This window comes from Candidatus Nanosynbacter featherlites (assembly GCF_037013405.1).
Lineage (GTDB): Bacteria > Patescibacteriota > Saccharimonadia > Saccharimonadales > Saccharimonadaceae > Nanosynbacter > Nanosynbacter featherlites_B.
The window spans coordinates 255,948-279,293 of the sequence record NZ_CP146064.1 but is presented as its reverse complement, the minus strand read 5'-3'; the positions used below and the strand labels follow the sequence as shown (position 1 = coordinate 279,293).

The 23,346-nt window shown below is 50.9% G+C and carries 21 protein-coding genes and 1 tRNA gene; 8 read left to right on the top strand and 14 right to left on the bottom strand.

Going from position 1 to position 23,346, the window contains the following annotated elements:
* The first annotated feature begins 10 nt into the window (after positions 1 to 10).
* A complete protein-coding gene (locus tag V4210_RS01440) occupies positions 11 to 1,345 on the top strand; it encodes a class I SAM-dependent RNA methyltransferase (protein WP_338521073.1) in 1,335 nt (444 codons plus the stop codon).
* On the opposite strand, the gene V4210_RS01435 is transcribed toward V4210_RS01440, so the two are convergent.
* Complete coding sequence (locus tag V4210_RS01435) at positions 1,342 to 3,663, bottom strand: HAD-IC family P-type ATPase (RefSeq protein WP_338521072.1); 2,322 nt, start codon at positions 3,661 to 3,663, stop codon at positions 1,342 to 1,344. The two genes, V4210_RS01440 and V4210_RS01435, sit on opposite strands and share 4 nt — an antisense overlap.
* The gene (locus V4210_RS01430) at positions 3,663 to 4,148 is read right to left on the bottom strand and encodes a hypothetical protein (protein ID WP_338521071.1); all 486 of its coding nucleotides are present in this window, start codon (positions 4,146 to 4,148) and stop codon (positions 3,663 to 3,665) included. The genes V4210_RS01435 and V4210_RS01430 overlap by 1 nt, the downstream gene beginning before the upstream one ends.
* 43 nt (positions 4,149 to 4,191) lie before the next feature.
* Between V4210_RS01430 and V4210_RS01425 the strand changes: the two genes are divergently transcribed.
* The 5 genes from V4210_RS01425 (at position 4,192) to V4210_RS01405 (ending at position 11,020) form a co-directional block, all read left to right on the top strand.
* Complete coding sequence (locus V4210_RS01425) at positions 4,192 to 7,455, top strand: ATP-dependent helicase (protein WP_338521070.1); 3,264 nt, start codon at positions 4,192 to 4,194, stop codon at positions 7,453 to 7,455.
* 489 nt (positions 7,456 to 7,944) lie between these two features.
* Positions 7,945 to 8,033: transfer RNA gene (locus V4210_RS01420), tRNA-OTHER, on the top strand.
* Positions 8,034 to 8,481: 448 nt separating this feature from the next.
* A complete protein-coding gene (locus V4210_RS01415; RefSeq protein ID WP_411912125.1) occupies positions 8,482 to 9,597 on the top strand; it encodes a tRNA dihydrouridine synthase in 1,116 nt (371 codons plus the stop codon).
* A 1-nt stretch (position 9,598) separates the two neighbouring features.
* Entirely contained in the window at positions 9,599 to 10,078 is a 480-nt protein-coding gene (locus V4210_RS01410) for a hypothetical protein (RefSeq protein WP_338521068.1), read from the top strand.
* A gap of 75 nt (positions 10,079 to 10,153) precedes the next feature.
* Positions 10,154 to 11,020, top strand: coding sequence for a hypothetical protein (locus tag V4210_RS01405; RefSeq protein WP_338521067.1), 867 nt, complete (start codon positions 10,154 to 10,156; stop codon positions 11,018 to 11,020).
* On the opposite strand, the gene atpC is transcribed toward V4210_RS01405, so the two are convergent.
* The 11 genes from atpC to V4210_RS01350 all read right to left on the bottom strand — a co-directional run bounded on the left by atpC (position 11,017) and on the right by V4210_RS01350 (position 20,420).
* The gene (atpC, locus tag V4210_RS01400; protein ID WP_338521066.1) at positions 11,017 to 11,436 is read right to left on the bottom strand and encodes an ATP synthase F1 subunit epsilon; all 420 of its coding nucleotides are present in this window, start codon (positions 11,434 to 11,436) and stop codon (positions 11,017 to 11,019) included. The genes V4210_RS01405 and atpC overlap by 4 nt on opposite strands.
* 4 nt (positions 11,437 to 11,440) lie before the next feature.
* Positions 11,441 to 12,859 carry a F0F1 ATP synthase subunit beta gene (gene atpD, locus V4210_RS01395; protein WP_338521065.1) on the bottom strand — a complete coding sequence of 473 codons (1,419 nt, stop codon included), beginning with the start codon at positions 12,857 to 12,859 and terminating at the stop codon, positions 11,441 to 11,443.
* Complete coding sequence (locus V4210_RS01390) at positions 12,852 to 13,232, bottom strand: nucleoside 2-deoxyribosyltransferase (protein WP_338521064.1); 381 nt, start codon at positions 13,230 to 13,232, stop codon at positions 12,852 to 12,854. Before V4210_RS01390 ends, atpD begins: the two co-directional genes overlap by 8 nt.
* Positions 13,229 to 14,110, bottom strand: a complete 882-nt coding sequence (gene atpG, locus V4210_RS01385; protein ID WP_338521063.1) for an ATP synthase F1 subunit gamma — start codon at positions 14,108 to 14,110, stop codon at positions 13,229 to 13,231. The genes V4210_RS01390 and atpG overlap by 4 nt, the downstream gene beginning before the upstream one ends.
* Before the next feature lie 3 nt (positions 14,111 to 14,113).
* The gene (gene atpA, locus V4210_RS01380; protein WP_338521062.1) at positions 14,114 to 15,640 is read right to left on the bottom strand and encodes a F0F1 ATP synthase subunit alpha; all 1,527 of its coding nucleotides are present in this window, start codon (positions 15,638 to 15,640) and stop codon (positions 14,114 to 14,116) included.
* A gap of 8 nt (positions 15,641 to 15,648) precedes the next feature.
* Positions 15,649 to 16,032, bottom strand: coding sequence for a F0F1 ATP synthase subunit delta (locus V4210_RS01375; RefSeq protein ID WP_138078767.1), 384 nt, complete (start codon positions 16,030 to 16,032; stop codon positions 15,649 to 15,651).
* Positions 16,032 to 16,580, bottom strand: coding sequence for a F0F1 ATP synthase subunit B (gene atpF / locus V4210_RS01370; protein WP_338521061.1), 549 nt, complete (start codon positions 16,578 to 16,580; stop codon positions 16,032 to 16,034). Before atpF ends, V4210_RS01375 begins: the two co-directional genes overlap by 1 nt.
* A gap of 14 nt (positions 16,581 to 16,594) precedes the next feature.
* The gene (locus tag V4210_RS01365; RefSeq protein ID WP_138078763.1) at positions 16,595 to 16,807 is read right to left on the bottom strand and encodes a H(+)-transporting ATPase; all 213 of its coding nucleotides are present in this window, start codon (positions 16,805 to 16,807) and stop codon (positions 16,595 to 16,597) included.
* A gap of 31 nt (positions 16,808 to 16,838) precedes the next feature.
* Positions 16,839 to 17,681 (bottom strand): F0F1 ATP synthase subunit A, encoded by an 843-nt coding sequence (locus V4210_RS01360; RefSeq protein ID WP_338521060.1) that lies wholly within the window; start codon positions 17,679 to 17,681, stop codon positions 16,839 to 16,841.
* Complete coding sequence (locus V4210_RS01355; RefSeq protein WP_338521059.1) at positions 17,678 to 17,938, bottom strand: AtpZ/AtpI family protein; 261 nt, start codon at positions 17,936 to 17,938, stop codon at positions 17,678 to 17,680. Before V4210_RS01355 ends, V4210_RS01360 begins: the two co-directional genes overlap by 4 nt.
* Before the next feature lie 262 nt (positions 17,939 to 18,200).
* A complete protein-coding gene (locus tag V4210_RS01350; protein WP_338521058.1) occupies positions 18,201 to 20,420 on the bottom strand; it encodes a ricin-type beta-trefoil lectin domain protein in 2,220 nt (739 codons plus the stop codon).
* A gap of 82 nt (positions 20,421 to 20,502) precedes the next feature.
* Here V4210_RS01350 and V4210_RS01345 point away from each other — a divergent pair, with 82 nt between their 5' ends.
* A complete protein-coding gene (locus tag V4210_RS01345; RefSeq protein WP_138078753.1) occupies positions 20,503 to 20,787 on the top strand; it encodes a glutaredoxin family protein in 285 nt (94 codons plus the stop codon).
* A 48-nt stretch (positions 20,788 to 20,835) separates the two neighbouring features.
* On the opposite strand, the gene V4210_RS01340 is transcribed toward V4210_RS01345, so the two are convergent.
* Positions 20,836 to 22,620: an ABC-F family ATP-binding cassette domain-containing protein gene (locus V4210_RS01340; protein WP_338521057.1), complete on the bottom strand. Its 1,785-nt coding sequence runs from the start codon at positions 22,618 to 22,620 to the stop codon at positions 20,836 to 20,838.
* 71 nt (positions 22,621 to 22,691) lie between these two features.
* Between V4210_RS01340 and V4210_RS01335 the strand changes: the two genes are divergently transcribed.
* Positions 22,692 to 23,333 (top strand): hypothetical protein, encoded by a 642-nt coding sequence (locus V4210_RS01335; protein ID WP_338521056.1) that lies wholly within the window; start codon positions 22,692 to 22,694, stop codon positions 23,331 to 23,333.
* Positions 23,334 to 23,346: the final 13 nt, after the last annotated feature.

Below are 23,346 nucleotides of genomic sequence, written 5' to 3'. Positions count from 1 at the left end.
CAATAGGGCAATGAAGAAAGCGCAGACTGCAACCCTAACCCTGGAAAACATCGTGGGCGGTGGGCAGACCATCGGCACGCTGACAGATGGCCGTAAAGCATTTGTATGGGGTGGATTGCCAGGCGAACAAGTGACTATCAGGGTGACCAAGAAAAAATCAAAGTTCGTCGAAGGCGTTATAACTGAGGTTCATCACGCCAGTTCTGAGCGCATCACTCCGGTCGATCCAGACAGTTACCTCAGCACCAGCCCCTGGCAAATCATGAACTTTTCAGCAGAGCAGCAGTACAAAGCCCAGTTGATCGCCGAAGCGTTTGAACTACATCACGTTACCTTGCCGACTACACCGACAGTCTATACAGACGAGCAGCAACTGGCGTATCGTAATAAAGTTGAATACAGCTGGTACAGCGACACAGACCCGGACTCAGAAACTGATACGCTTGATTTGGCATTTTTCCGACGTGGCTCAAAGGGTAAAATCACCGTCGACGGCACCTCGCTTGCTCGTCCCGAGATCAACACGCTAGCCTTAGAAATTCGCGACTTGCTGCGCACCAAGCCAGTCACCGCACGCAATCTGAAAACACTACTCATCAGATGTAGCCGGTCAGGCAAGTGTATCTGGCAATTATACCTCAAAGACCACCTGGAAGATGTCATCACCGCGGAGGAAGCAGCCAACCTGTCAGCCCAAGGTGGAGAAATCATCTATTCCAACCCCAAAAGTCCTGCCAGTGTCATCACCGAACGGCTAGCGGCGTTTGGTGACACCGTTCTCACTGACGAGATACTAGGCGTTCCGTTTCGCTATGTCGCTGAAGGATTTTTTCAGGTCAATTTGCCGGTGTATGAGCAGGCACTCACCGACATGGCAGCGTGGATTCGTACCGCGTCAGTAGAGTCAAATAACGCTCTATCAACTGTTGATATGTATTCGGGTGTTGGTACTATCGGCCTCACTATCGGCAGAGAACATGTCACTTTGGTAGAAATTAACGAACATGCTGTCCAGGAAATGCAGCGCAATATTCACGCTTTGGGACGTGAACACAATGCCAAAGCCATCTTGGCAGCCAGTGAACAAGCCCTTGATTACATCCACCCCAACAATCTCATCATCGTCGATCCGCCACGAGCTGGCTTGCATGCGGACGTCGTCGACCGCTTGTTAGAACAATTGCCACCACGCATTGTCTATCTGAGCTGCAACCCTGTCACTCAAGCTCGGGATGTTGCTTTGCTCAGTGAGAAATATCACATCGTACATCATCAGGGCTACAATCTCTTCCCGCGCACGCCACACATTGAGAATCTGGTGGTTTTGGATAAAATGCCGCATTAAGACTGCGAAGATCTGACCTTCACACCAGCGCGCAGTGCGAGCCACCACTGTAATATTGCTGCCAGGACGATGACACCGAGCGCTGGCAATAGGACGATGATGTCTGGCTTGGTAAAGTCAAAGAATCGGCGGAGTGGACCGATACCAAAGCTACCAGCTGCTACAATACTCACCGCCAGCATATACAACAGGCGCGCTTTTCTGGCGTTGCGCGTTAAGGTGACGCCCAGCATTGGTCCGACCAAAAATACCAGATAGACGCCATAGAATGTCGCCGTCAGTACCGTCATGGTGGCAACTTCCTCCGGACGATCAGGGAAGATGGCAGAGCCGATCCAATAGGTGAACGCCACTGTCAGACCCGTGATCAGCGCGATGGGCATCACGTTCATCAGCGTATGACGCCAAAACAGACGAGGATTGATGCGATGGTTTGGCACAGGCGGAAAAAGTGTCCACATCAAAGTCGGCAGTGTCACCAGGAAAATATTCATAAAGGTGATGTGACGCGGCTGATATGGATAAAGCATGCCCAACGACAGCGTACACATTAACAGAACCACGCCATAGATAATTTTGTGGAAGAACAGGGTAGCGATCACTTCAATCGCTTGCATAATTCGGTTACCTAGCCGCATACCAAGTGGCAAAGAGGTGAATGAGTTATTCAACAGGATAATATCTGAGACGCGACGCGACGCTGGTGCGCCCGCGTGCATAGCCACGCCAAGATCAGCCTTTTTGAGCGCCAGCGCGTCATTGACGCCGTCACCAACCATGCCGGTGAACAGGGCCTGATCTTTATAATGCGCAATCAGCCGCTCTTTCTGCTCTGGATGTACCCGAGCAAATATAACGTGTTCGTCAGCCGCCTTGACAAAATCTTTGTCACTCAATGCAGCCAGCGCCGCACCAGTGATGGCTTTGTCAGAATTATTAATGCCAGCCGCCGAAGCGATGAACTGCACCGTCCGCGGGTTGTCGCCAGATATCACCCGGATACTGACGCCTTGGTCTTGCAAAAATTGAACAGTTTTCTGAACACCATCGCGCAGCGCATTGCGCAAAATCACCGCACCGATGGCACGGCCAGACCCAACAGGCAAATCCTTCAGAGCGCTCCGAGAATCATCAAACTCAGCCAACAGCAGCACACGCAGACCCGCGTCAGCCCATTCGTTAATTTGACGCTGACCCATTGCATCAACTGGCGCCAACTCTGTAACAAACTCTGGTGCGCCCATGACGACTGTGTGGATTTTGCCCTCAGACTCAAACCGCAGACCCGCCATTTTACGCGCAGACGAGAACGCCATAACGTCAATGATTTTGGCGTCCTTGAGCGGCGTGGCTGCTTCCAAGATAGCTTGACCAGTGATATTGCCACCACTGGTTTGCTCCGCGATCAAGGCGACAATTTTCGAAAGCGTTTCGTCTGATTGATCGCCACTACCCAAAGCAACGATTTTTTCCAACGTCACTTCGTCGCTGGTAAGCGTGCCAGTTTTGTCGACACACAACAAGTTGAGTAGCGCCATGGCTTCAATGGCTGACAGTTTCTGCGGTAAGACTCTGGCTTGCGCTAATTTGATCGAACCAAATGCCAAGAGCAGTGAACTTGCTAGCAGCAGCCCCTCTGGCACAACCGTCACGGCCGCCGAAGTGATGGTTTTCAATATCTGCACCGAGTCCTGACCAGATGTCATGTAAGCGATGAAAATCAACGCTGCCAGCCCAAACGCACCAAACGTCAAAAAGCTAATGGCTCGTTGAATTGCTCGTTGCAAAGGGGTCAGCTCTGGCTTGTACTGTTTCAACACTTGACTGATGGCACCGGCTTTTGTATCCGCACCAACCGCTGTGACGCGAGCCTCGCCAGAGCCAGCCAACACAGTGGTCGCCGCCCAAGCTGTATCACCAACGCTTTTTTCTACCGCCGCCGATTCGCCAGTCAACATACTTTCGTTTAACTCCAGACCTTTAACCTCAAGTACCTCTACATCTGCTGGCACTTCATCACCAGCAATCAGCTGAATCTTGTCGCCAACGCGCAACGCATCATACGCCACTTCCGTCACGGAACCATCAGCCGACAACAACCGCGCTCGTGGCTGACTCATCAACTCCAGCTTCTTGAGCGCTCGTTTGGCACGAATTTCCTGAACAATACCAATCAACGAGTTCACGACAATCACCACTGAGATAAACCACGCATCGCGGTACTCCCGAGCATAAATCAACGCGCCCGCCAGCAGAAAAATTGCGATAACAATCGGCGAAAACAAATTGCGACGAATAATTTCCCAGTAACCGTTCATTATTTGGCGCGGACCTTCCTGTAGGCAAACCGTGCGCCCACTCGCCATTCGCCGTGAACGTCAGGGTCAAATTGATGGATTTCGCCATTTTTGATTTCTGAAACCACTGCCAGGGCAGGGTTATATGGCGCCAATGTTCGGTAAAAAATCAAATCCTCCTCAGACTGTACCGTCATGCCAGGGAACACTTCTTGAAATTTTTGGCGACCAAGAATGTCAAAATAATCCGGCTGGTACTTCGGCGGATAGAACTCGTCCAGCCTAAGTCCCATGCGCACTGCTATTTTTTTGACATCCGCTAGCGTCATGTTAGAAGACGCGCGCAAATAGAGCAATAATTGATTGTTCGACGCCATAAAGACCGTCGCCTGCGCCGTGCGGCCAACATCAGACAACGGCAAGATAAATCGCTTTACTGAGACATCAACATCAAAGGCTTCACTGATTAATGCTTCCAACTCCGACGCGGTCACTATAGGCTTCATGGCTTTATTTTACCATTTTCAAGTGCACGCGTATACTGTAAGTATGGATTTTTCTACACGCTACGCCAACCTCAACGCCAATCAACGTTCTGCTGTCGATACAATTCACGGGCCACTGTTGGTCATCGCGGGTCCTGGCACTGGCAAAACTGAGCTCTTGAGCATGCGAGCTGCCCACATATTGCGCCAAACTGACACCTTGCCAAACAATATCTTATGCCTAACCTTTACTGATTCGGGTGCGGTCAATATGCGCCAGCGATTGCAGCAAATCATCGGCGAAGATGCCTACAAAGTCGCCATTCACACCTTCCACAGCTTCGGCTCAGAAATTATTAACACCAACCGACAATATTTTTTCCGCGGCGCAGATCGGCAGCCGACTGACGAGTTGACGCAGCAACAAATTCTACAAGAAATTTTCGAAGGTATGGATTGGGATAATCCACTCAACGCCAAAAATAATGATGAATTTATCTACCTCAAAGAAACGCTCAAAACCATTTCCGAGTTCAAAAGCAACGGCCTGGCCTCTGAAGAAATACAACATATTTTGGACGATGTGGAGCAAACAATCACAGAAATTTCTGAGGCCATCAAACAACTTTTCCAAGCCACCATCAAAAAATCAACCATCCCGACCTTTGCCAACGTTGCAGAAATAGCAGCAGCCATCACACCGCAGCCTCTGCTAGCAGCCATCACACCGTACGCCAACGTTCTGGCGCTCAGCATGGCCAACGCCGCACAAGAGGCCTTGGAGAATGACAGCACCAAACCCATCACCGCCTGGAAGAATGCGTGGTGTAAGAAGAATGCAGCAGGGGAGTTTGTCTTAAAGGACAGTGAATCAATCACTAAACTGCGTGCCGTCACTCACGTATACGACCAGTACCGCAGTGCGCTGGCACAGCGCGGATTGTTTGACTATGACGACATGATTTTAAATGTGCTAGATGCCTGCAAACACCAGCCAGATCTGCGCGCCAACCTCCAAGAGCAATACCAGTTCATCATGGTTGACGAGTTCCAAGACACTAACTTGGCGCAGTTGCAGTTACTATTCAATCTGACTGGCGACGAGCCTGAGCCAAACATCATGGCAGTGGGCGACGACGACCAGGCCATCTTCAGTTTCCAAGGCGCCAATGTCGGCAATATCCAGCGCTTCCGTCAGCACTATCATGACCCAGCCGTCATCGTCCTGACCGACAACTACCGCTCGGCAGAGCAAATCCTCACCACCGCCCGCAGCGTCATCACCCAAGGTAGCGACCGCTTGGAAAACACTATTCCCGACCTATCCAAACAACTCACCGCCCACGCTTCATCATCAGGCGCCACCGTGAACCTTAGTCGTTTCATGACGCCGCTGGACGAAAGGGCAGGCGTTGCTAGGCAAATTGCACATCTCATCGCTTCAGGTACGCCGCCCGAAGACATCGCCGTCATATCCCGCCGGCATCATGAACTGATTGAACTCTTGCCTCATCTCTACCAAAACAACATCAGCGTCAACTACGAACATCACGACGACATCCTGGAACTAGACAGTATCAAAGCGCTGGAGCTCGTAGCTCGCATCGTTGTCTCACTTCACAACAACGACCTAACCAACGCCAACAGCTTACTGCCAGAGCTACTGGCGCATCCAGCATTTGACTTCGCCGCCACTGACATCTGGAAATTAAGCCTAGCTGCCTGGCACAAACGACAGTTCTGGCTGGAAGCCATGCTCACCCAAACAACGTTCGAACCATTGGCTCAGTGGTTACTAGAGCAAGCCAAAAACACCCCCAACCTCACACTCGAAGAACACATTGATGAATTACTAGGTCTCACCGAAACCGCCACCAACCGCGCCCTCTATACCTACTACTTTTCACCAGACAAATTACAGTCAGACCCAGAAGCCTACCTCACCACCCTAGAAGCGCTGCGCACCTTGCGCCAGAAATTACGTGACCATTACACTGAGGCAACGCCAACCTTGACGCAGCTTCTCCAGTTCATCGATCTCCACCATTTAACCAAGACTCGCCTCACCAGCATCAGACCAGCCGCCGAGCACAAATCAGGCTCAATTAATCTCATGACCGCCCACAAATCAAAGGGCTTGGAATTTCCGCACGTATTCATCATCGGCGCGACTGACAACATGTGGGGTGAGAAAGTCCGTGTACGCAGCCGGCTCATCCGCTATCCAGCCAACCTGCAGCTGCAACCAGCAGGCAACAACTACGACGAGCGTTTGCGCCTATTTTTCGTCGCCATGACTCGCGCCAAGCAAACCCTGCACATCAGTCATAGCCTCACAGACACTGGCGGTAAAGACAATTTGATCGCCAGCTTCCTAAGCTCTCTACAGCTAGATACATCGACCATTGATACCTCTGAGACTGCTGACGCGACCGAGACGCTGCTCACCGACTGGCACGCCAGACTGACTGAACCACACGGCACAACCCTACAGGAAGTCTTGGCGCCAATCTTACAGCACTACAAACTGTCCGCCACCCATCTGAACAATTTCCTCGACGTCTCACATGGCGGACCTCAAGGATTTTTGTTAAATAATTTGCTTCATTTTCCGCAAGCCAAAAGCTCATCCGCTGCCTACGGAACCGCTGTCCACACCTGCCTACAACAACTACACGATATGTTCGTCGCAGACGGAAACTTGCCACCACGCTCAGAGATTATGCGTTTGTATGCTCAAACCTTAGCAGCGCAACATCTGTCACCAGATGACACCAAACTGTTCACCGAAAAAGGCCAGTCAGTCTTGACCGCTTTTCTGGACGCCAAACAGAGCAGCTTCACCCAGCAGCAGCTGGCTGAACTTAATTTTGCCAATCAAAATTCCTTCGTCGGCCAAGCGCAGCTGACAGGAAAGCTGGACCTGGTTGATATAGATAAAACAGCAAAGACCATCTACGTCACCGACTACAAGACCGGCAAGCCGTCGCACTCCTGGAAGGGCACGTCTGATTATGAAAAAATCAAGCTCCACAAATACCGCCAACAGTTGATGTTCTACCAGCTCTTGGTCAAGTCATCGCGTGATTATGGCAATTTCACCTTCACCGGCGCCCGCCTGCAATTCGTCGAGCCAGACATGAAAACCGGCGACATTCTCAGCCTAGAGGATACGTTCTCCGAGGAGGAATTAGCTGAATTTGCTCGGCTTGTCGGCGTCGTCTGGCGTAAAATCACCACCCTGGATCTGCCAGACATCTCTGGGTATTCCGCAGACTACAAAGGTATGCTGCAGTTCGAAAATGACTTATTGACAGAAGAAATATAATTATTTTCCATATATTGTTGCTATTTTTTACAGTTCGTGTTATGATATTCACTAGCTTTTGTTCGTGGAGCTAACTTCTCGATTTGACGCCGCAAATGGCGTCAAATCCTGACCATGCTTCGCACAAAAGCGTGGTTCGAGAGAGGGTTAGCTCTTTTTCTTTTGCCGCAACTGCGGCGGAAAGGGGGTGAGACCCTTGGCTGGAAACCAGACCGATGAGCGACGCCGTGCGCAGGAAGACTATGAGTATGCCTGCAAACATAAAGCGCCGCGAGAAACTCTCAACTGCCTCTACGCGATCCTGCTCGAGAAGCAGGCCATAGAAAACGCGGCCACAGGTCGGAGCGACCGTCCCAGGAAGCTCCACTGGTAGAGGTTTGACAGTCGGGGTTTGTGCGACCCCGAAACCACTGACCCCCACGGTCAGTAAAGGGCGTCTGTCCGCCCCTGGGGTGATTCGCCCAGCTGGTAGCCCAGAAAAGAATCACAGGACATATAGCTCTTAAATGGCAGAGCGCCCGCGTCGACAACGGTGTCGACGCAACGGGAGGCTGCGGGTTCGAGTCCCGCTGTGTCCGCCGTCGCGGTTGCATGCGCAGCCACACGGACTCATCACCCGTGTAAAGCCGTGTGTAAGCGAAAAAACTTGGGTGTTTCACCACTCCGCCTGAGTTTCATTGACTTCTCACCTTTGTTTTGTGGTCCAATGACGTACAACAAAACAAAGCAGGTGTATACCGCTACATCGAGAAGACCAATGTTTTCAACACAGAATGGTCAGGGTGTGCCAAGTAGGGAGACAGGACAATCGAAGTCCACCGTCTCGCGGGTTCGACTCCCGTCACATCCACTGAGATGGCACAATGGAGTGTCATCTCTCCCTCCCCGGGTTCGCGAGATTCACTCGTGGCAGTTTTTCTCACCGTCGAGATCAACTCCGAGCAGAACCGCTTGAGCCCACCAACGCCCCTCATTCTCAATGGCGAGAGTGAGGGGTTTTCTCCTTTGTATGGTAAAATAACAGAGATGACATCATTTTGGGACAACCTACCGCAGCCATTTTTCATCTTGGCACCCATGGAAGCCGTCACTGACGTGGTATTTCGCCATGTCGTGAAAAGGGCGGGCGCGCCCGACGTGTTTTTCACGGAGTTTGCCAATGCCACCGGCTGGGTACACGCTGGCGACAAAGCCATCGCTGGTCGGCTCGTCAAAACTAACGACGAACATCCATTGGTCGCCCAGATCTGGGGCGGCGAGCCGGGCGACATGGAGCAATTTGCCACTCACTGCGCCAAGCTCGGCTTCGACGGCATCGACATCAACATGGGCTGTCCCGCCAAATCCGCCATCAAAAGCGGGGGCGCAGCGCTGATCCGCCGACCCGACGTCGCGGTCGCCGCCATTGCTGCTGCTAAAACTGCTGGATTGCCAGTTAGCGTCAAAACACGGCTCGGCTACACCTACGTTGACGAATGGCGCGAGTGGCTGAGCACACTACTGGCGCAAAACCTCGCCAACCTAACCATCCACCTCCGCACCAAAAAGGAGATGAGCAAAGTCCCAGCGCACTACGAACTCATCGACAACATTGTCAAACTACGCGATGAAATCGCTCCGCAAACTCTCTTGACTATCAACGGCGACGTCCGCGACCGAACCCACGGTGAAGAACTTGCCCGCCAACACCCCGGCATCAACGGCCTGATGATCGGACGGGGAATTTTCAGCAATCCGTTTTGCTTTCGAAGAGACAGAGTGTCTTCAGAGATCGAGGATAAGCGGGTGATAGTCGGTGGGGCAGCACCCACTTCTGAACAAATCTCTGATTTTTCAGAAGAAGGGGCGGACCGACTAGCAGGACCCGCGTCCAGCGACCTACGTGCCGTCACAAACGGCGACGATGGGAGCGGTAATGTTAAATCGGAACTTATATGTCTATTACATTACCACCTTGACCTCTTTGACCACTACCAATCAACCCTCGGCCGCCCCTACGAAACCCTCAAACGCTTCTTCAAAATCTACATCCGCGATTTCGACGGCGCCAAGGAACTGCGCGACCAGCTGATGCACACCAAGACGACCGACGAGGTGCGATCAATACTTGCACACAACGATCGTCCACATTATACTTATTGACATGACAACAAAAAAACAAAAACTGCAAAAACAACAGACTATAGACACATGGATCGTTATAGCATTATGGGCAAGTGCTATCTGGTTCTCGCTCGCACGCGGATTCATTACTGGCATCGGCGGTTGGGTACTAGCACTACTTGGCCCGTGGGCACTTATCGTTAGCTGTATCTGTCTTGCAATCATCTCCCGACAAGTGAAAAAACGCCATGCATCAAAAGACTATCTCACCACAATAGTACGTGTTTCCTTTATCGTCATGTCAATCTCATTATTTATCTGCGGCCTTGCAATGCCTGATTTTAGCGACATAGAGACCTTTTCAACATTATCCGTGTATACAAATAACGCTATTTCATTTGAAACATCAAAAGCTATCGCCATTATCTCAGGGTTTGTAGTAGTTCTGTCTCTATTCGTGGCTGTTACTTTTGGCATCGCTGAAGACAGAGAAGAGACGACGGAAGACGTCGCTATTTAGATTAGTATTAATTAGAGTCTTAGCGCTATACGCAAATTGCTTGATAAAATATAATGCTTATGGTATAATAGTAATATGGGTGAAATTAGCAGAGTTCCATTATTATCTATCAATCCCGAGCAAACAACAAAGGGCTTAACGCCCCGATTACAGCAACTACCAATGGATCATCTGTTATTAGTTTCTGACAATCATGAAACCGTAGACTCTTCAACGACAGCCGCCATGCTTAACCCAAGAGAAGATTACGAAACAGGACGCGATAATAGCGTACAAAAAGTACATTTCGCAGACCTGTCTGTATTAGGCGATAATGAAATACTCAGCACTCAACCAGTTGCCATCAAGCCTTTTGATGTCGAATGGCTAGCCACGCGTGATTATCGTACAGCCATAAAACTCAATGAGGGTGGACATGTAACATTCGAGCCAATCGGCTTTTTACGAAAAGAAGATGGACAGGGCAGGAATAAAATCTGTACTATAACAAAGTTTGAACAAGGCGTGACAAGCTGTGATAACATTCTATGGGGAAATAACGAGCGCCAAAGACCTGCTGATTCTAGTATATCTCTAACACTCGGTATAGCGGCACAAAGCCTCATAATGCTCCATGACCGAGGATTGCATCATGGTGATTTTCAAGTCAAGAACACAGCCTATGATATAACCCAGCAGCCACGTATTATCGACCTGACTAGTGTAAAGAAACAAAACGACCCATATAAATTTGGCGAAGATTTGTCGTTATATCTAAGCTCGTTATCACGATATGGCAAGCAAACACCCTACCCAACAGAAGAGCAGGTTGAAGATCTATTCCTGCGGCCATATCATGATCAGATTGACAATATATTTCCTCACAGCAAAAGACAGACGATGCGTAAAATCATCGCCTGCCTAGCTATCAATATTAATGATGTGATGAACGATCACTACTAGCGTCGCCGCTTATGCCGCTGCAAATCTGCTACCTTTAGCCGCACTAAGTGTCGGTCGATAAGCTGCTTGGCTTTCTCGCGCTCTATTTGGTCGTCGGCGTTGTCACGTGCTGCGATGGCTCGCTCTAGTGCCGCCTGGGTTTCTGCCTCAATGATGTCGTCACCATGGTCGGCTTCATCAACCAAAATTCGCACGCCTGTTTGATCAATTTCTACCACACCGCCGGAGATAGCAAAAAATTCTTCTTCCTGCGTCTCCTTGGTGCGACGGACAGTGATGACGCCGTCCCTCGCCACCGTCACCAGCGGTTCGTGACTCGGCAGCACCGAAATCTCGCCGTCAATCGTCGGAATGGTCACCGAGTAGACCATCTCATCCAGCTTGACACCACCGAGCGTTACTAGCTTCAAATTCATCAGGCTAGTCCTTCTTTGCCTCTGGTTGCTTTGCGCTTTCAGCGTCGCAAGCTACCTGGTCAGCCAGCGTGCCTTGTACCATGTAGAACCAGCTTTCTGGCTTGTCGTCGTATTTACCAGCCAAGATATCAGCGGCGTCGCGGATGGTGTCCTCTAACTTGACATATACGCCTGGGTTACCAGTAAATTTCTCGGCCACGTGGAACGGCTGCGCTAGGAAGCGCTGGATGCGGCGAGCCCGAGCAACGATTTGCTTCTGGTCGTCCGACAATTCTTCCATGCCGAGGATGGCGATAATGTCCTGCAATTCTTTGTACTGCTGCAGCACTCGCTGCACTTCGCGGGCCACACGGTAGTGTTCCTCACCGACAATTTCTGGGTCGAGCGAATTGGAGCTAGAATCCAACACGTCAACAGCAGGGTAGATACCAATTTCCGTCAAAGCACGGTTCATCACGATGGTCGCGTCCAGGTGAGCAAAGGTCGTCGCTGGCGCTGGGTCGGTCAAGTCGTCAGCCGGCACATACACCGCCTGAACAGAGGTGATCGAACCCTTTTTCGTCGAAGTAATGCGCTCCTGCAACGCACCCATTTCTTGCTGCAAGTTCGGCTGATAGCCCACAGCGCTTGGCAAACGACCAAGCAGCGCCGATACCTCAGCACCAGCCTGAGTGTAGCGGTAAATATTGTCGATAAACAGCAGCACGTCTTTACCTTCGTCACGGAAGGCTTCAGCCATCGCTAGACCCGACAGTGCCACGCGCAAACGTGCTCCAGGCGGCTCATTCATCTGACCAAACACCAGCGATGTCTTGTCTAGAACGCCCGCTTCTTCCATCTCATAGTAGAGGTCATTTCCTTCGCGGGTACGCTCACCAACACCAGCAAAGACCGAGTTACCAGAGTGGAACTTGGCGATGTTGTTGATCAGCTCGGTGATCAAGACGGTTTTACCGACACCAGCACCAGCGAACAGACCAGCTTTACCACCTTTGGCTAGCGGTGCGATGAGGTCGACGACCTTAATTCCAGTTTCCAAAATCTCCGTCTTGTTCGACTGCTCAGACAGATCCGGAGCAGGGCGGTGAATTGGTGCGGTTTTACTCTTTGGTTGTGGTTTCTCGTCAATCGCTTCACCAACCACGTTAAACATGCGCCCCTGAGTCTCGGCACCCACTGGCACAGAAATCGGCGCACCAGTCGCCACCACGTCCGCACCGCGAGCCAAGCCGTCAGTCGACGACAGAGCAATCGTCCGCACGGTGTGCTCGTCCAGGTGCTGTGCTACTTCCAACACTAGCGTCTCTTTGCCATTCTTGACATGCAACGCGTCATAAATTGCCGGCAATTTAACGTCACGTGGAAACTCCACATCGACCACCACGCCAACAATTTGAATAATTTTTCCTAGTGTTTTACTCATCAATTCCTCCTTTGATCTTGCTCATATCTCCATTTACCACCGTACAATCAATTGCCATCAAATCTTCAGCAAAGGGCGACTTTGCGTCAATTGGGCGTAGCGCGTACACTGGCTTTCCAAGCGCAAATGCCCAGCCAGCCTCAAAGAAACACGACGCACCAATATAGCCATCGCCACGTTCATCATCAAAATTCGCCAGCAGCAAAGCATTGCTGTCTTGCAATCGGCTCATGTGTTCATCAATATACTGCCGCTTCGTCAGGCGCTCCTCGGTTTGAGGCATTGTGGCCTGATAGCCTGCTGCTTCCAATAGCTCCTGCAATGCAGCGAATTTATCTGCATGGCGCATCGATGCTGAAACTAGGATTTTCATTGTTCCATCGCCTCCACACCACCGGAAATTTCTGCCAGCTCCTGGGTAATTGCACCTTGGCGAGCTTTGTTCATCGCCAGCGTCAAATCGTCCACTAGGTCAGAAGCATTGTCCGTCGCATTTTTCATTGCCATCATCCGCATGGAGTGCTCACTGGCGCGAGCGTCCAGTAGCGCTTGAAACAATCGCGCACCCGTCAAACGGTAGGCAACGGCGTCCAGTACCTCTGGAATACTTGGTTCATACTTGGCATCAGAAACCGTATTTGAGACCTCGCTTGGATCAACTAAGGCCTTGGTACCTGCCGGTAGCAAACGCGACAGTTCCGCTGTTTGCACCATGCTATTCACAAATCGTGTATACACCAACGTCACCGCGTCAACCTCGCCATTCTCAAACATGCTGATGGCAGTGTTCAAAATCGTGTGAAAAGTAAGTCCCGTTGGCTGATCTGGCAAATTATCATAATTACCCACCACTTTGGTATCCTTCAAGCGTGATGCAAACTGCGAAGCTCGGCGGCCGACGGTCAAGGTAAGATTCTCAATGCCGCGCTCATCGTCGCGTTTCAGCAGCTCCAGATATTTCTTCAGAACATTGGTATTATACGCACCAGCCAGGCCTTTGTCGCTGGCAATGACGATGATCAAGCGCTTAGTGATTTTGCGGCGCTTAAACAGCGGGTGGTTATCAGTTGCACCTTGACTGGCCAGGTAGCTCAGCAACTCCTCGGCTGCCATGGTGTAGGGAGCTGACGCCTTGTCCGCCTCTTGCGAACGGCGCATTTTGCTGGCCGCCACCAACTGCATCGCCTTAGTGATTTGCTTGGTCGAATCCACCGAGCGAATGCGATTTTTCAGCGCACGAGTACTCGGCATGGATTACTCCTCAAAGCCTTTCGCTGCCACCTGCGTTGCCTCGTCAATGACCTGGAGTTGCTCGTCAGTTGGCTTGGCGCCCTTGTTCAATTCACGCATGGTGTCTTTAGCGTTATTCCAAAGTTGCGTCAATAGGCCAGCCTGCGCTTCCTTGATCTTAGCGACTGGCACATTGTCAAAGGCACCGCTAGTCACCGCGTGGATGCTGACAAATTGCTCCCAAACGCTCATTGGCTGGTACTGCGGCTGCTTCAAGAGTTCAGTCAGGCGCTGGCCGCGGTCAATTTGCGCCTTAGTCGCATCATCCAGGTCTGAGCCAAATTGCGCGAAACTAGCCAACTCACGGAACTGTGAAAGGCCGAGCTTCAGGTTACCACCAACTGATTTAACCGCCTTAGTCTGGGCAGCACCACCGACGCGGGAGACCGATAGACCAGCAGAGATAGCCGGGCGAATACCTTGGTAGAACAAGTCAGTCTCCAGAAAAATCTGACCGTCGGTGATGGAAATCACGTTGGTCGGGATGTACGCCGAGATGTCGCCAGCCTGCGTCTCGATGATTGGCAGAGCAGTCAACGAGCCGGCACCCAATTCGTCCGACAACTTGGCTGAACGCTCCAACAGGCGAGAGTGCAGGTAGAAGACATCACCAGGATACGCCTCGCGTCCCGGTGGACGGCGGAGCAGCAATGACATCTGGCGGTAGGCCACCGCATGCTTGGTCAAATCGTCATAAATCATCAGCGCATGGCCGCCGTTGTCGCGGAAATATTCACCCATGGCCGTACCAGCATATGGTGCCAAGTACAAGAGGGAAGCCGCATCCGACGGGCTGGTCGCCACCACGATGGTTTGCTCCATCACGCCTTCTTCTTTCAGGCGATCAACTAACCTGGCAATCTTTGATAATTTCTGTCCAATCGCCACGTAGACGTTGACCACGCCGGTCTTTTGCCGCGCCTGGTTGATCATGGTGTCGATGGCAATGGCCGTTTTTCCCGTCTGACGGTCGCCGATGATCAGCTCACGCTGCCCGCGACCGATTGGGAACATGGCGTCGATTGACATGATACCGGTCATCAGCGGCTCGTGCACCGACTTACGACCCATCACGCCAATGGCTGGGCGTTCAATCAGCCCTCGCTGCTTCGTCTTGATGGCTGGTCCGCCATCGAGCGGCCGACCGAGCGGGTCAACCACCCGGCCGAGTAGCTCCTCGCCAACTGGCACATCCAGCACCGCACCCTTGCGGCGGACGCTGGCACCAGCCTTGACTTTTTCTTCACCGCCAAGGATCACCGCACCGATTTCGTCTTCCATTAAGTTCAGGGCGAATGCTTCCACTACGCCACCATCAGTTTCAATTTCTAGCACTTCGCTATAGCCAGCTTTACTGAGGCCGTGCACCCACGCCACGCCGTCACCGACACGGATGACCACACCAGCGTCCTCTAGTCCTTCCGTCGCCTCCAGCTGCGCGATTTTTTCCCGCAGGCTTTTGGCTAGTTCTGTCACATCAATCTTGCTCATTTTTCCTCCTAGATTTTCTTCGCCCGCAAGTCGTTTAATTTCTTGGCAATCGTCGCATCCAGCGTTGCGGTTGGCGTCCGTAGTTTGAAGCCACCGATGAGTTCTGGACGAACAACTTCGCTCAATTGAACAACCGTCTGAGGCTTCTTGAGTAGCGTCATGATGGCCGAACGCGCCTCATTCGTCAATGCTCGCGCTGATTCAACCGTCGCCACCGTTAAGCCACGCTCCGCTAGTTCTGCTTGAATGTCGCGCACCAACAAGTCAACTTCACGCTGACGTTTTTCATGACTTAGCAGCGCTGCCACCTCATCCACAACCGTCACATCGTTGTTCATCAATCGTTCAGCCACATACCGAGCCAATTTGCGACGCGACGTTCGTGCAGGCATTAGCGCGCCTCCTTCAGAGCTTTCTCGATCAATTTGCCGTCTTTTTTAGCGTCCAATTTCTCGTTCACCAGGGTGCCGGTCGCTTCAGCCACCAATTGCAATGTTTCGTTATGCAAAGCTTGGCGCGCAGCCGCAACTTCGCCAGCAATTTCTGTTCGGGCCGCTTCAATGATGCCGTCCGCTCGCGTTTCAGCTTTCTTGGCTGCAGCTTCAATGATTTCTGCCGCCTCGTTCCTCGCTGAAGCAACGATGTCACGCGCTTCTGCTCGTGCCTTGCGCATCGAGGCGTTGATCATTTTTTCCGTCTTGTCAGCATTTTCACGCGCTGATTTGGCAGCTTTTTCAGCCGTTCGAAGATCTTTATCACGCTTGTCCAGCATCGCTGCTAGTGGCGGATATACCCATTTGCTCAACACAAACAGCAATATCAAAAATGCTACCGACTGCAGCGCCAACAGCTTCCAATCGATTCCCAAAGAGCCAAACAAATCAGCCTTATCAGCTGCGTGAGCTTCAGCACTCGCAAATTGTGTTACCAATCTTTCCACAATTTACCTCTAAATTACATAACCTTACCGACGATGGCAGCCACGAAACCGATAATTGCCAAGGCGTCGATGAATGAAATACCAAGAATCATCATGGTACGCAAGTCGTTAATTTTCTCTGGGTTGCGACCTGCGGCGTTCATCGCTGCAGCACCGATCATTGCGGCACCAATTGCTGCGAAGGCTGCTGGGATTGCGTAAGTTAAGGCAAAAGCTAATGCTTCCATGATTGATATTCTCCTTATAATTATTACTTAACTACTTATTTTCATTCTCTGTCATTTTCTTTGAAATATCAACAGGGGAATGAACATGCGCATGGCTGGACTCGTTGTGGTCACCGTGAGGAGTGAGTCCTAGGGAGATAAATACCGTTGACAACATAAAGAAAATATATGCTTGAATACCGCCGATAAATAACTCGAACAGATAGAACGGCTGTAGCATCGCCGGTGAAGCGTACTTTGTTAGATAGGCGATCATGATCAGCAGTACTTCGCCCGCCAGCACATTACCAAACAAACGGAAACTCAGTCCCAGTAAGCGCGAGAACTCTGCTACCAACTCCAAAATACCAACAAATGACATGATTGGATCTTTCAGTGGATTGACGAAATATCGCCCCATGTTGCCGCGGAATCCCAAGTAGCGGAACGCATAAATTTGCGCCGCAATGATGGTGATGATAGCCAGCCCAAACGTCATGTTTAAATCAGCCACGCCGCCACGAAACAGGGGAGTGTCGTGCTCTCCAACTGTCACAGGACCAACGAAAGGCAACAGCCCCAGCCAGTACTGCGCTATTACAAAGAAAAATATCGTGATAGTCAATGGCGCCACTCGCGCCGCCCAAACGTCATCTTGAATGACCTGTTTGACCGTGCCGTACAAGCCATCAAACGTCCAGTTAACCAACCGCGTCACAAAATTAGGCTTCTTTTTGCCCAGCGCTGCCGCACGCGTTCGCAGCATAATCCATACCAAAACTAACAAGCCTAAAGCACCCAACAGGTGAGAGTTGGTGACTGAAATGCCGCCAACCTGTACTATCTCGTCTGCTTTGACTGAAATATGCAGACTGCTTGCAAACTGGTGTATCATTGACTAGCCTCTCTCTGTTTTATGAAACGTATTTGCTGATAAATCAATCCTGCTGACGCCGCCAGACCCACGATAATCCCTGCAATCATCAGCCAGGGTTTGGTGTGCAGAATCAGATCGGCCCACAGCCCCACCAACATCAGACCGATACTCGGCACAAACATGCGCCACGTCGTCCCGATGATGGTTTTCATCATAACCGCAGTGGCATCTACGTCTGTTTTTTGGTCGCTCTGAACCTTAGGTTTTTCAGCCATTACCTATACTATATCAATCTGCTATACTATTTGACAATATGCCGAGGAAAAATTATCCAAGATCTCAACCAGTCCAGAAAAATAGACAGCCGCTAACTACTGTACATGAGCTCAACAATTGCCATCAAAAACGCCGCTTTTCAACCCAACAACAAGCCGAAAGGGAAATAGCTAGCCGTCAGCTAACTGATCCGCAGCTGCTCCTGGCGACCTACAAATGCCATTGGTGCGGCGGCTGGCACCTCACGTCACGCTAGAACCACTAGAATACGAGATGTTCTTGGATTGGCACATTCGTGTAACGACCCAAAATTGGCACCGTTGAATCAGTGGTCGTACCGTCACCAAGTTGTCCTCGGTTATTGTTACCGACTGTATACACACGGTTATCAGTCGTAAAGATCACAGTCGTACCCCCACCACTTTCCACGTGCTTAGCACGAGGGGCAGTTGGGCTACTGCCAAACAACTGCATTGGTGTTGGTGTATTGCGGCTTACCTTATCACCAGTACCCAACTGACCATTTTCATTAGAGCCAGCACCGTAAACCTTACCGTCATCACCCACTACAAACAAGTTACTGACACGCCCTGCATAGGCTGTTGACCAGATGTCAACCGCTTTCACGCCGGCTGGTAGCATGAATTTTACTGGGGTTGGGTTCCTCCAGTTAGTCGCCCCGTTCGCATGGTTGGCACTATTACCAAACACACCATGATAATTACTACCAGTACTGTACACATTTCCATCAGATGTACGATATGATGCAAATAACTCGTCCGTAGAAATCTGCTGTACAAAACCCGGGACGCCAAGATCTCGAATTTTTGGTGTCTGAAGCCTGAAGAATATATGCTTATTAGTTGGTGGGCAACCAGCAGATATCGCCATTGCTGTACCAGAAGCGTTAGCTGCTAAACAGTGATTACTCGCACCTCGACGGAAAATACGATCCGAGCCATATGATACCATGCGCCAGCGCTGAATAGCAGCCGAAGGGTTACAATTCGCCAAACGAATATTCACCAAGTCACCGGCAGTATTTTCCACACATTTACCGTTTATCTTGATCTGCTCTTGCGGCGTGTATTCAAACTGCTGCTGGGAGCTGTCATTACAACTACGAGGAGCTACTGTAGTAGGACCAACCGCCTCCATGCAACGACCCTCTAAAAATCGCCAACGGAACACTAGGTTATCTTTACCGACCTCCAAATGGTTTGAGCCACCCACGCCATAAACCTTACCATCATTCGCCAAAATATATAGTGTACCTCCGTCAAAGGCCAGCTGCATGGCGCGTGGTTTACCGGGATTACCAAAGTCACCAATTCTTACTGGCGTTGATGAACTTGATATATTGGCGCGACCCAACTGATAGTAGTCATTCGCACCCCAACCATACACGGCACCATTTTGCATGATGACATAAGCGTTATATCGGTCCTGCACCAAGTGAGCAGTCGGAATCGTTCCTGGATTACCAGGGTTCGGGAAAGGCAAGGCAACACGCTTTGGAGTAGACCTATTACTACAGGCGGTCGCATACGCCGGAGCAACGGTATAATCACCAGTACCCAATAGGCCGTAGGTACATTCACCAGCAGCATAGATATTTTTATCATTCCCCAGTACAAAGTTTGCCCAACCTGAGTTGACAGTAACTGCTTTAACTCCAACCGGCAAGCCAAACCTCACTGGTGTTGAGACGGTCGGACTCATATAGCCAGCACCCAATTGACCGCGATCATTTTTGCCCGCACCATACACCGCACCGTTCTCATCTCGAATCATCAAGTTTCCACCGACAGAGACAAAGTTGGTGTGCACTGAAACTGCGCGCTGGGACATATTAAATCTCACTGGCGTTGGCTGAGCTGTCGAAATCAATCCAGCACCCAATTGACCGCGGTCGTTCGCCCCAACTGACCGGACACGTCCAGCAGAGTCAATTGTCGCAAAGAATACTTTGTGCTGTATGCCGTGCATATCACCCTCATATCCAAACGCCAAGGTGTCGACACGTGTTTGCGCTCCAGTGGCCAATGACAACACTCGGGTATACGTTTTCCACACGCCACCGCTTGGTCGCAATAACTCAACATAGCCGGTAGCGTAGGCCTGCTGGACCTCACCACCGGTTGAGCCAAGAGGAGGGACAGTAAACCGCGTTCGAATATTGCCCTCATGCATCACAGTATTTGACTGACCAGGCTCTGGATCACCCGCACAGTTTGTTTCTGGAGCTAGATTTTTTGATCCCCATGGCGAAATCATACCGTTGCTGCGCAAACAAGACACAGCATATGCAAGACCACTTTCAGCAGCTTCGCGCGCCAATTGGTTATAATACCGGTCCCGTAACGCCGCTGCATATGAAGCAGCCAGCTGCATGGCCACCAAAAGTAAGGTCAGCATAATTACTGAAGTGATGAGAACTGTTGGCAAGGTAAATCCTGTTTTTTTGCTGTCCGCACCCATGATTACTCATCATTATACACTTGTCGATAAGCATGTACAATATGCTATAATAGACTTACGTAAAGAAAGTTGAGGGGAATATATGAGCGAAGATACAGCAACCAACCACAGCGCCAAAGTAACCGTCTACAGTACCAGTTGGTGCGCATTTTGTCACACTGAAATGGAATGGTTGGAAAAACTGGGAATTGACTTCATCAAGAAAGACATTGAAGCAGAACCTGCAGCCAAAGAAGAACTACTAGCAAAAAATGGCGGCAATTTCCAAGGCGTGCCAGTGACTGACATTAACGGCGAGTTGGTGCTTGGTTTTGATCGACCAAAACTACAAGACTTGCTGCGCAAGAACGGCTTGTTGGCTGATTAAAAATAAGCGTCTGAATACGAATTATCCCGCCTAACAGTGGCGGGATTTTTATGCTGCGCCGATTTGCACCACTTCGCCGCCGATTGCTTGGCGGAAGTAATTGTCGTGGCTAACGTACAGGATAGCGCCAGAATATTTCGCCAGTGCCATCTCCAGTTCCTCGATACTCGGCAAATCAAGGTGGTTGGTCGGCTCATCCAAAATCAGCAGCTGCGGGTCATTCGCCAGCATGGCAATAATCTGAAAGCGGGCTTTTTGCCCACCCGACAGGCGCGCCACTGCCGTCATCCGATCCGCTTCGGTAAACAGATAATCAGCTAGCAATTGGCGGATTTTCGTCTCAGAAATCGGCAGGTCACGGCTCAGATACAATTTCTCGATCGCCACCTCCAGCGGATCCGCCAAATACTGCTCATCGATCTCTTGCTCATACACACCCACCCGCACCTGCGGATCGAGGAAGAGGTTGCCGGAGTAGAGGATAGGAGCGGCAGGTGCGACACCTTCTACGCCAGAGGCTGTGGAACGTTCGCGAGTAGCGGACGTTTCAGCCGAACGCTCGCGAAAAATCTCCGATGGAGATTTGAGCGAAGAGTGTGCTCTGGCGGAGGACGGTGGAGTGACTGCCGCCCTACTATTTAACAACATCCGAATCAGCGTCGTCTTACCAGCGCCATTACGACCACGCAGCTCCATCGCCTCACCCTCACGCAAATCAATATCCACCCCCTCAAACAGTATCCGCTCGCCAACCCCAACTGCCGCATCCTCAACTCGCACCAGCACATGCTGGCTACGGCTAGCCGCATCCTTCATCGATAGCCGAATATTGCGCGCCTTGAACTTGCCGTAGTGCTCAGCCGACTTATAATCAAGCTGCTCAGCTGACTCCTTGTCAATCCAAAACGTCGGCTTGTCCATCTCTGATAATTCCGCCAGCTCGGCCCGCGCCTCATGTTCCAGCCGCTTGAACTTTTGGATAGTGCCGGGGTTTCGCGACTTTTCCTTTAGCCGCTGATAATCCAACACCTTTTGTCGAAGATTAGTCATCCGCTTCTCAATTTGCTCAAAATTATTCATACCCGCCGCCGTCGCCTGAGCATTTTGCTTGAGGTAAGCATCATAATTACCGCGGTAGCTAACCGCTCGACCATCTTTGAGCTCAACAATTCGATCCACCCGGCCCAGCACATCGCGGTCGTGCGTGATGATCAACATCGCCTGGCGCGGCTGCGAACTCATCCAGTCGATGAATTGCTGCTTGGCCACATAATCCATGTGGTTGGTCGGCTCGTCAATCAGCGCCAAATGCGCCTCCGCGTGCATAATCTTAACAATCTCTACCAGCCGCTTCTGCCCGCCCGATAGGGAACCAAGCGGCCGCTTGCCGCACCCGCTCAGCTGAAAATTATCAAGCTCTCGGGCAATCTTCTCCTCAACCTGATAAAACCCTTTCTGGTCAAATCGCTCCAGCGCCTGGGTATACTCCTCGATTTTTCGCATATTATCGCCCATGGTCTCGGGGTACTCATCGATAATTTTCTTTAAGCTCGCATATTCCGGTAACCCCGCCAAAATGTAGGCAAGCACCGTCTGATCACCCAAGCCGTGGTGTTCCTGCGCCGTACTAGCCACGGTGATGCCGCGCCGAAAAATCACCTCACCGGTGTAGTCGGTGTCCGTGCCCGCCAAGATGCCAAACAACGTCGACTTGCCGACGCCATTGCGGCCGACCACGCCGACCTTTTCGCCGTCATCCACACTAAACTTGACGTCGCGCATCAACGTCTTGTCGCCAAAACTCTTCTCGGTGATGTGGATGTCGGCTATCATTAGGCTATTGTACCACACGCCACACCATAAAGGTATTGAAATATATGATTTTTTGTGGTATAATACGAGTTATGGAAAATGATTCTCATCCAACCCAAGAAGCTAAAGTTATCCCTCTTGCTCCGTACCTCAACAAGAAGGCCATGCGAGAAGCTGGCCGTATTGTGTTTCGACGACTTGATACGGACGCTGGGGAGTCACAGCCAGAACCATTAGCCCGGGTTTATGATATTTCCAGTCGTCTCCCAAAACCCACGACTCCAGAAGTCACTATCGAAGATATGGCTACCGAGGAGCAGGATAGCGAAAAGGAAGCCATCGCAGAAGCGCTGGCCGATGTCATGACAAACCTTGAGGCGCTGCCAAAATATAACGGCGACCTAGGAGGATTTCTAGACACTATCAATGATCAATTAGAGGACTGCTATGAAGAGCTTGATGCCAAACAGAAGAAAACTCTCGCTATCAAGCTAACCAGCGTCCTGGGCGAGTCCCACGAAAACCTCTCTAAAGCAATAGTCCATCACCCAAACCTTGTAAAGGTCCTAGGCGTTGCCCTTGACATGCAAAATGACCCTAACTTTCAAGAAAGGAGTCGGCATCCAAGCTATCGACCAATAAGGGATGCAATTAGGACAGCCACTCTCGTACTAAGCCTCACCCCAGGTGAATACGATTTTGACACTGGTGCCTATACACCACCGAAACACTAAACCTGCTATAATG

Coding starts and splice junctions, on each gene's coding strand:
- V4210_RS01440 (WP_338521073.1), top strand. CDS start 11: ATGAAGAAAGCGCAGACTGCAACCCTAACCCTGGAAAACATCGTGGGC.
- V4210_RS01435 (WP_338521072.1), bottom strand. CDS start 3,663: ATGAACGGTTACTGGGAAATTATTCGTCGCAATTTGTTTTCGCCGATT.
- V4210_RS01430 (WP_338521071.1), bottom strand. CDS start 4,148: ATGAAGCCTATAGTGACCGCGTCGGAGTTGGAAGCATTAATCAGTGAA.
- V4210_RS01425 (WP_338521070.1), top strand. CDS start 4,192: ATGGATTTTTCTACACGCTACGCCAACCTCAACGCCAATCAACGTTCT.
- V4210_RS01415 (WP_411912125.1), top strand. CDS start 8,482: ATGACATCATTTTGGGACAACCTACCGCAGCCATTTTTCATCTTGGCA.
- V4210_RS01410 (WP_338521068.1), top strand. CDS start 9,599: ATGACAACAAAAAAACAAAAACTGCAAAAACAACAGACTATAGACACA.
- V4210_RS01405 (WP_338521067.1), top strand. CDS start 10,154: ATGGGTGAAATTAGCAGAGTTCCATTATTATCTATCAATCCCGAGCAA.
- atpC (WP_338521066.1), bottom strand. CDS start 11,436: ATGAATTTGAAGCTAGTAACGCTCGGTGGTGTCAAGCTGGATGAGATG.
- atpD (WP_338521065.1), bottom strand. CDS start 12,859: ATGAGTAAAACACTAGGAAAAATTATTCAAATTGTTGGCGTGGTGGTC.
- V4210_RS01390 (WP_338521064.1), bottom strand. CDS start 13,232: ATGAAAATCCTAGTTTCAGCATCGATGCGCCATGCAGATAAATTCGCT.
- atpG (WP_338521063.1), bottom strand. CDS start 14,110: ATGCCGAGTACTCGTGCGCTGAAAAATCGCATTCGCTCGGTGGATTCG.
- atpA (WP_338521062.1), bottom strand. CDS start 15,640: ATGAGCAAGATTGATGTGACAGAACTAGCCAAAAGCCTGCGGGAAAAA.
- V4210_RS01375 (WP_138078767.1), bottom strand. CDS start 16,032: ATGCCTGCACGAACGTCGCGTCGCAAATTGGCTCGGTATGTGGCTGAA.
- V4210_RS01365 (WP_138078763.1), bottom strand. CDS start 16,807: ATGGAAGCATTAGCTTTTGCCTTAACTTACGCAATCCCAGCAGCCTTC.
- V4210_RS01360 (WP_338521060.1), bottom strand. CDS start 17,681: ATGATACACCAGTTTGCAAGCAGTCTGCATATTTCAGTCAAAGCAGAC.
- V4210_RS01355 (WP_338521059.1), bottom strand. CDS start 17,938: ATGGCTGAAAAACCTAAGGTTCAGAGCGACCAAAAAACAGACGTAGAT.
- V4210_RS01350 (WP_338521058.1), bottom strand. CDS start 20,420: ATGGGTGCGGACAGCAAAAAAACAGGATTTACCTTGCCAACAGTTCTC.
- V4210_RS01345 (WP_138078753.1), top strand. CDS start 20,503: ATGAGCGAAGATACAGCAACCAACCACAGCGCCAAAGTAACCGTCTAC.
- V4210_RS01340 (WP_338521057.1), bottom strand. CDS start 22,620: ATGATAGCCGACATCCACATCACCGAGAAGAGTTTTGGCGACAAGACG.
- V4210_RS01335 (WP_338521056.1), top strand. CDS start 22,692: ATGGAAAATGATTCTCATCCAACCCAAGAAGCTAAAGTTATCCCTCTT.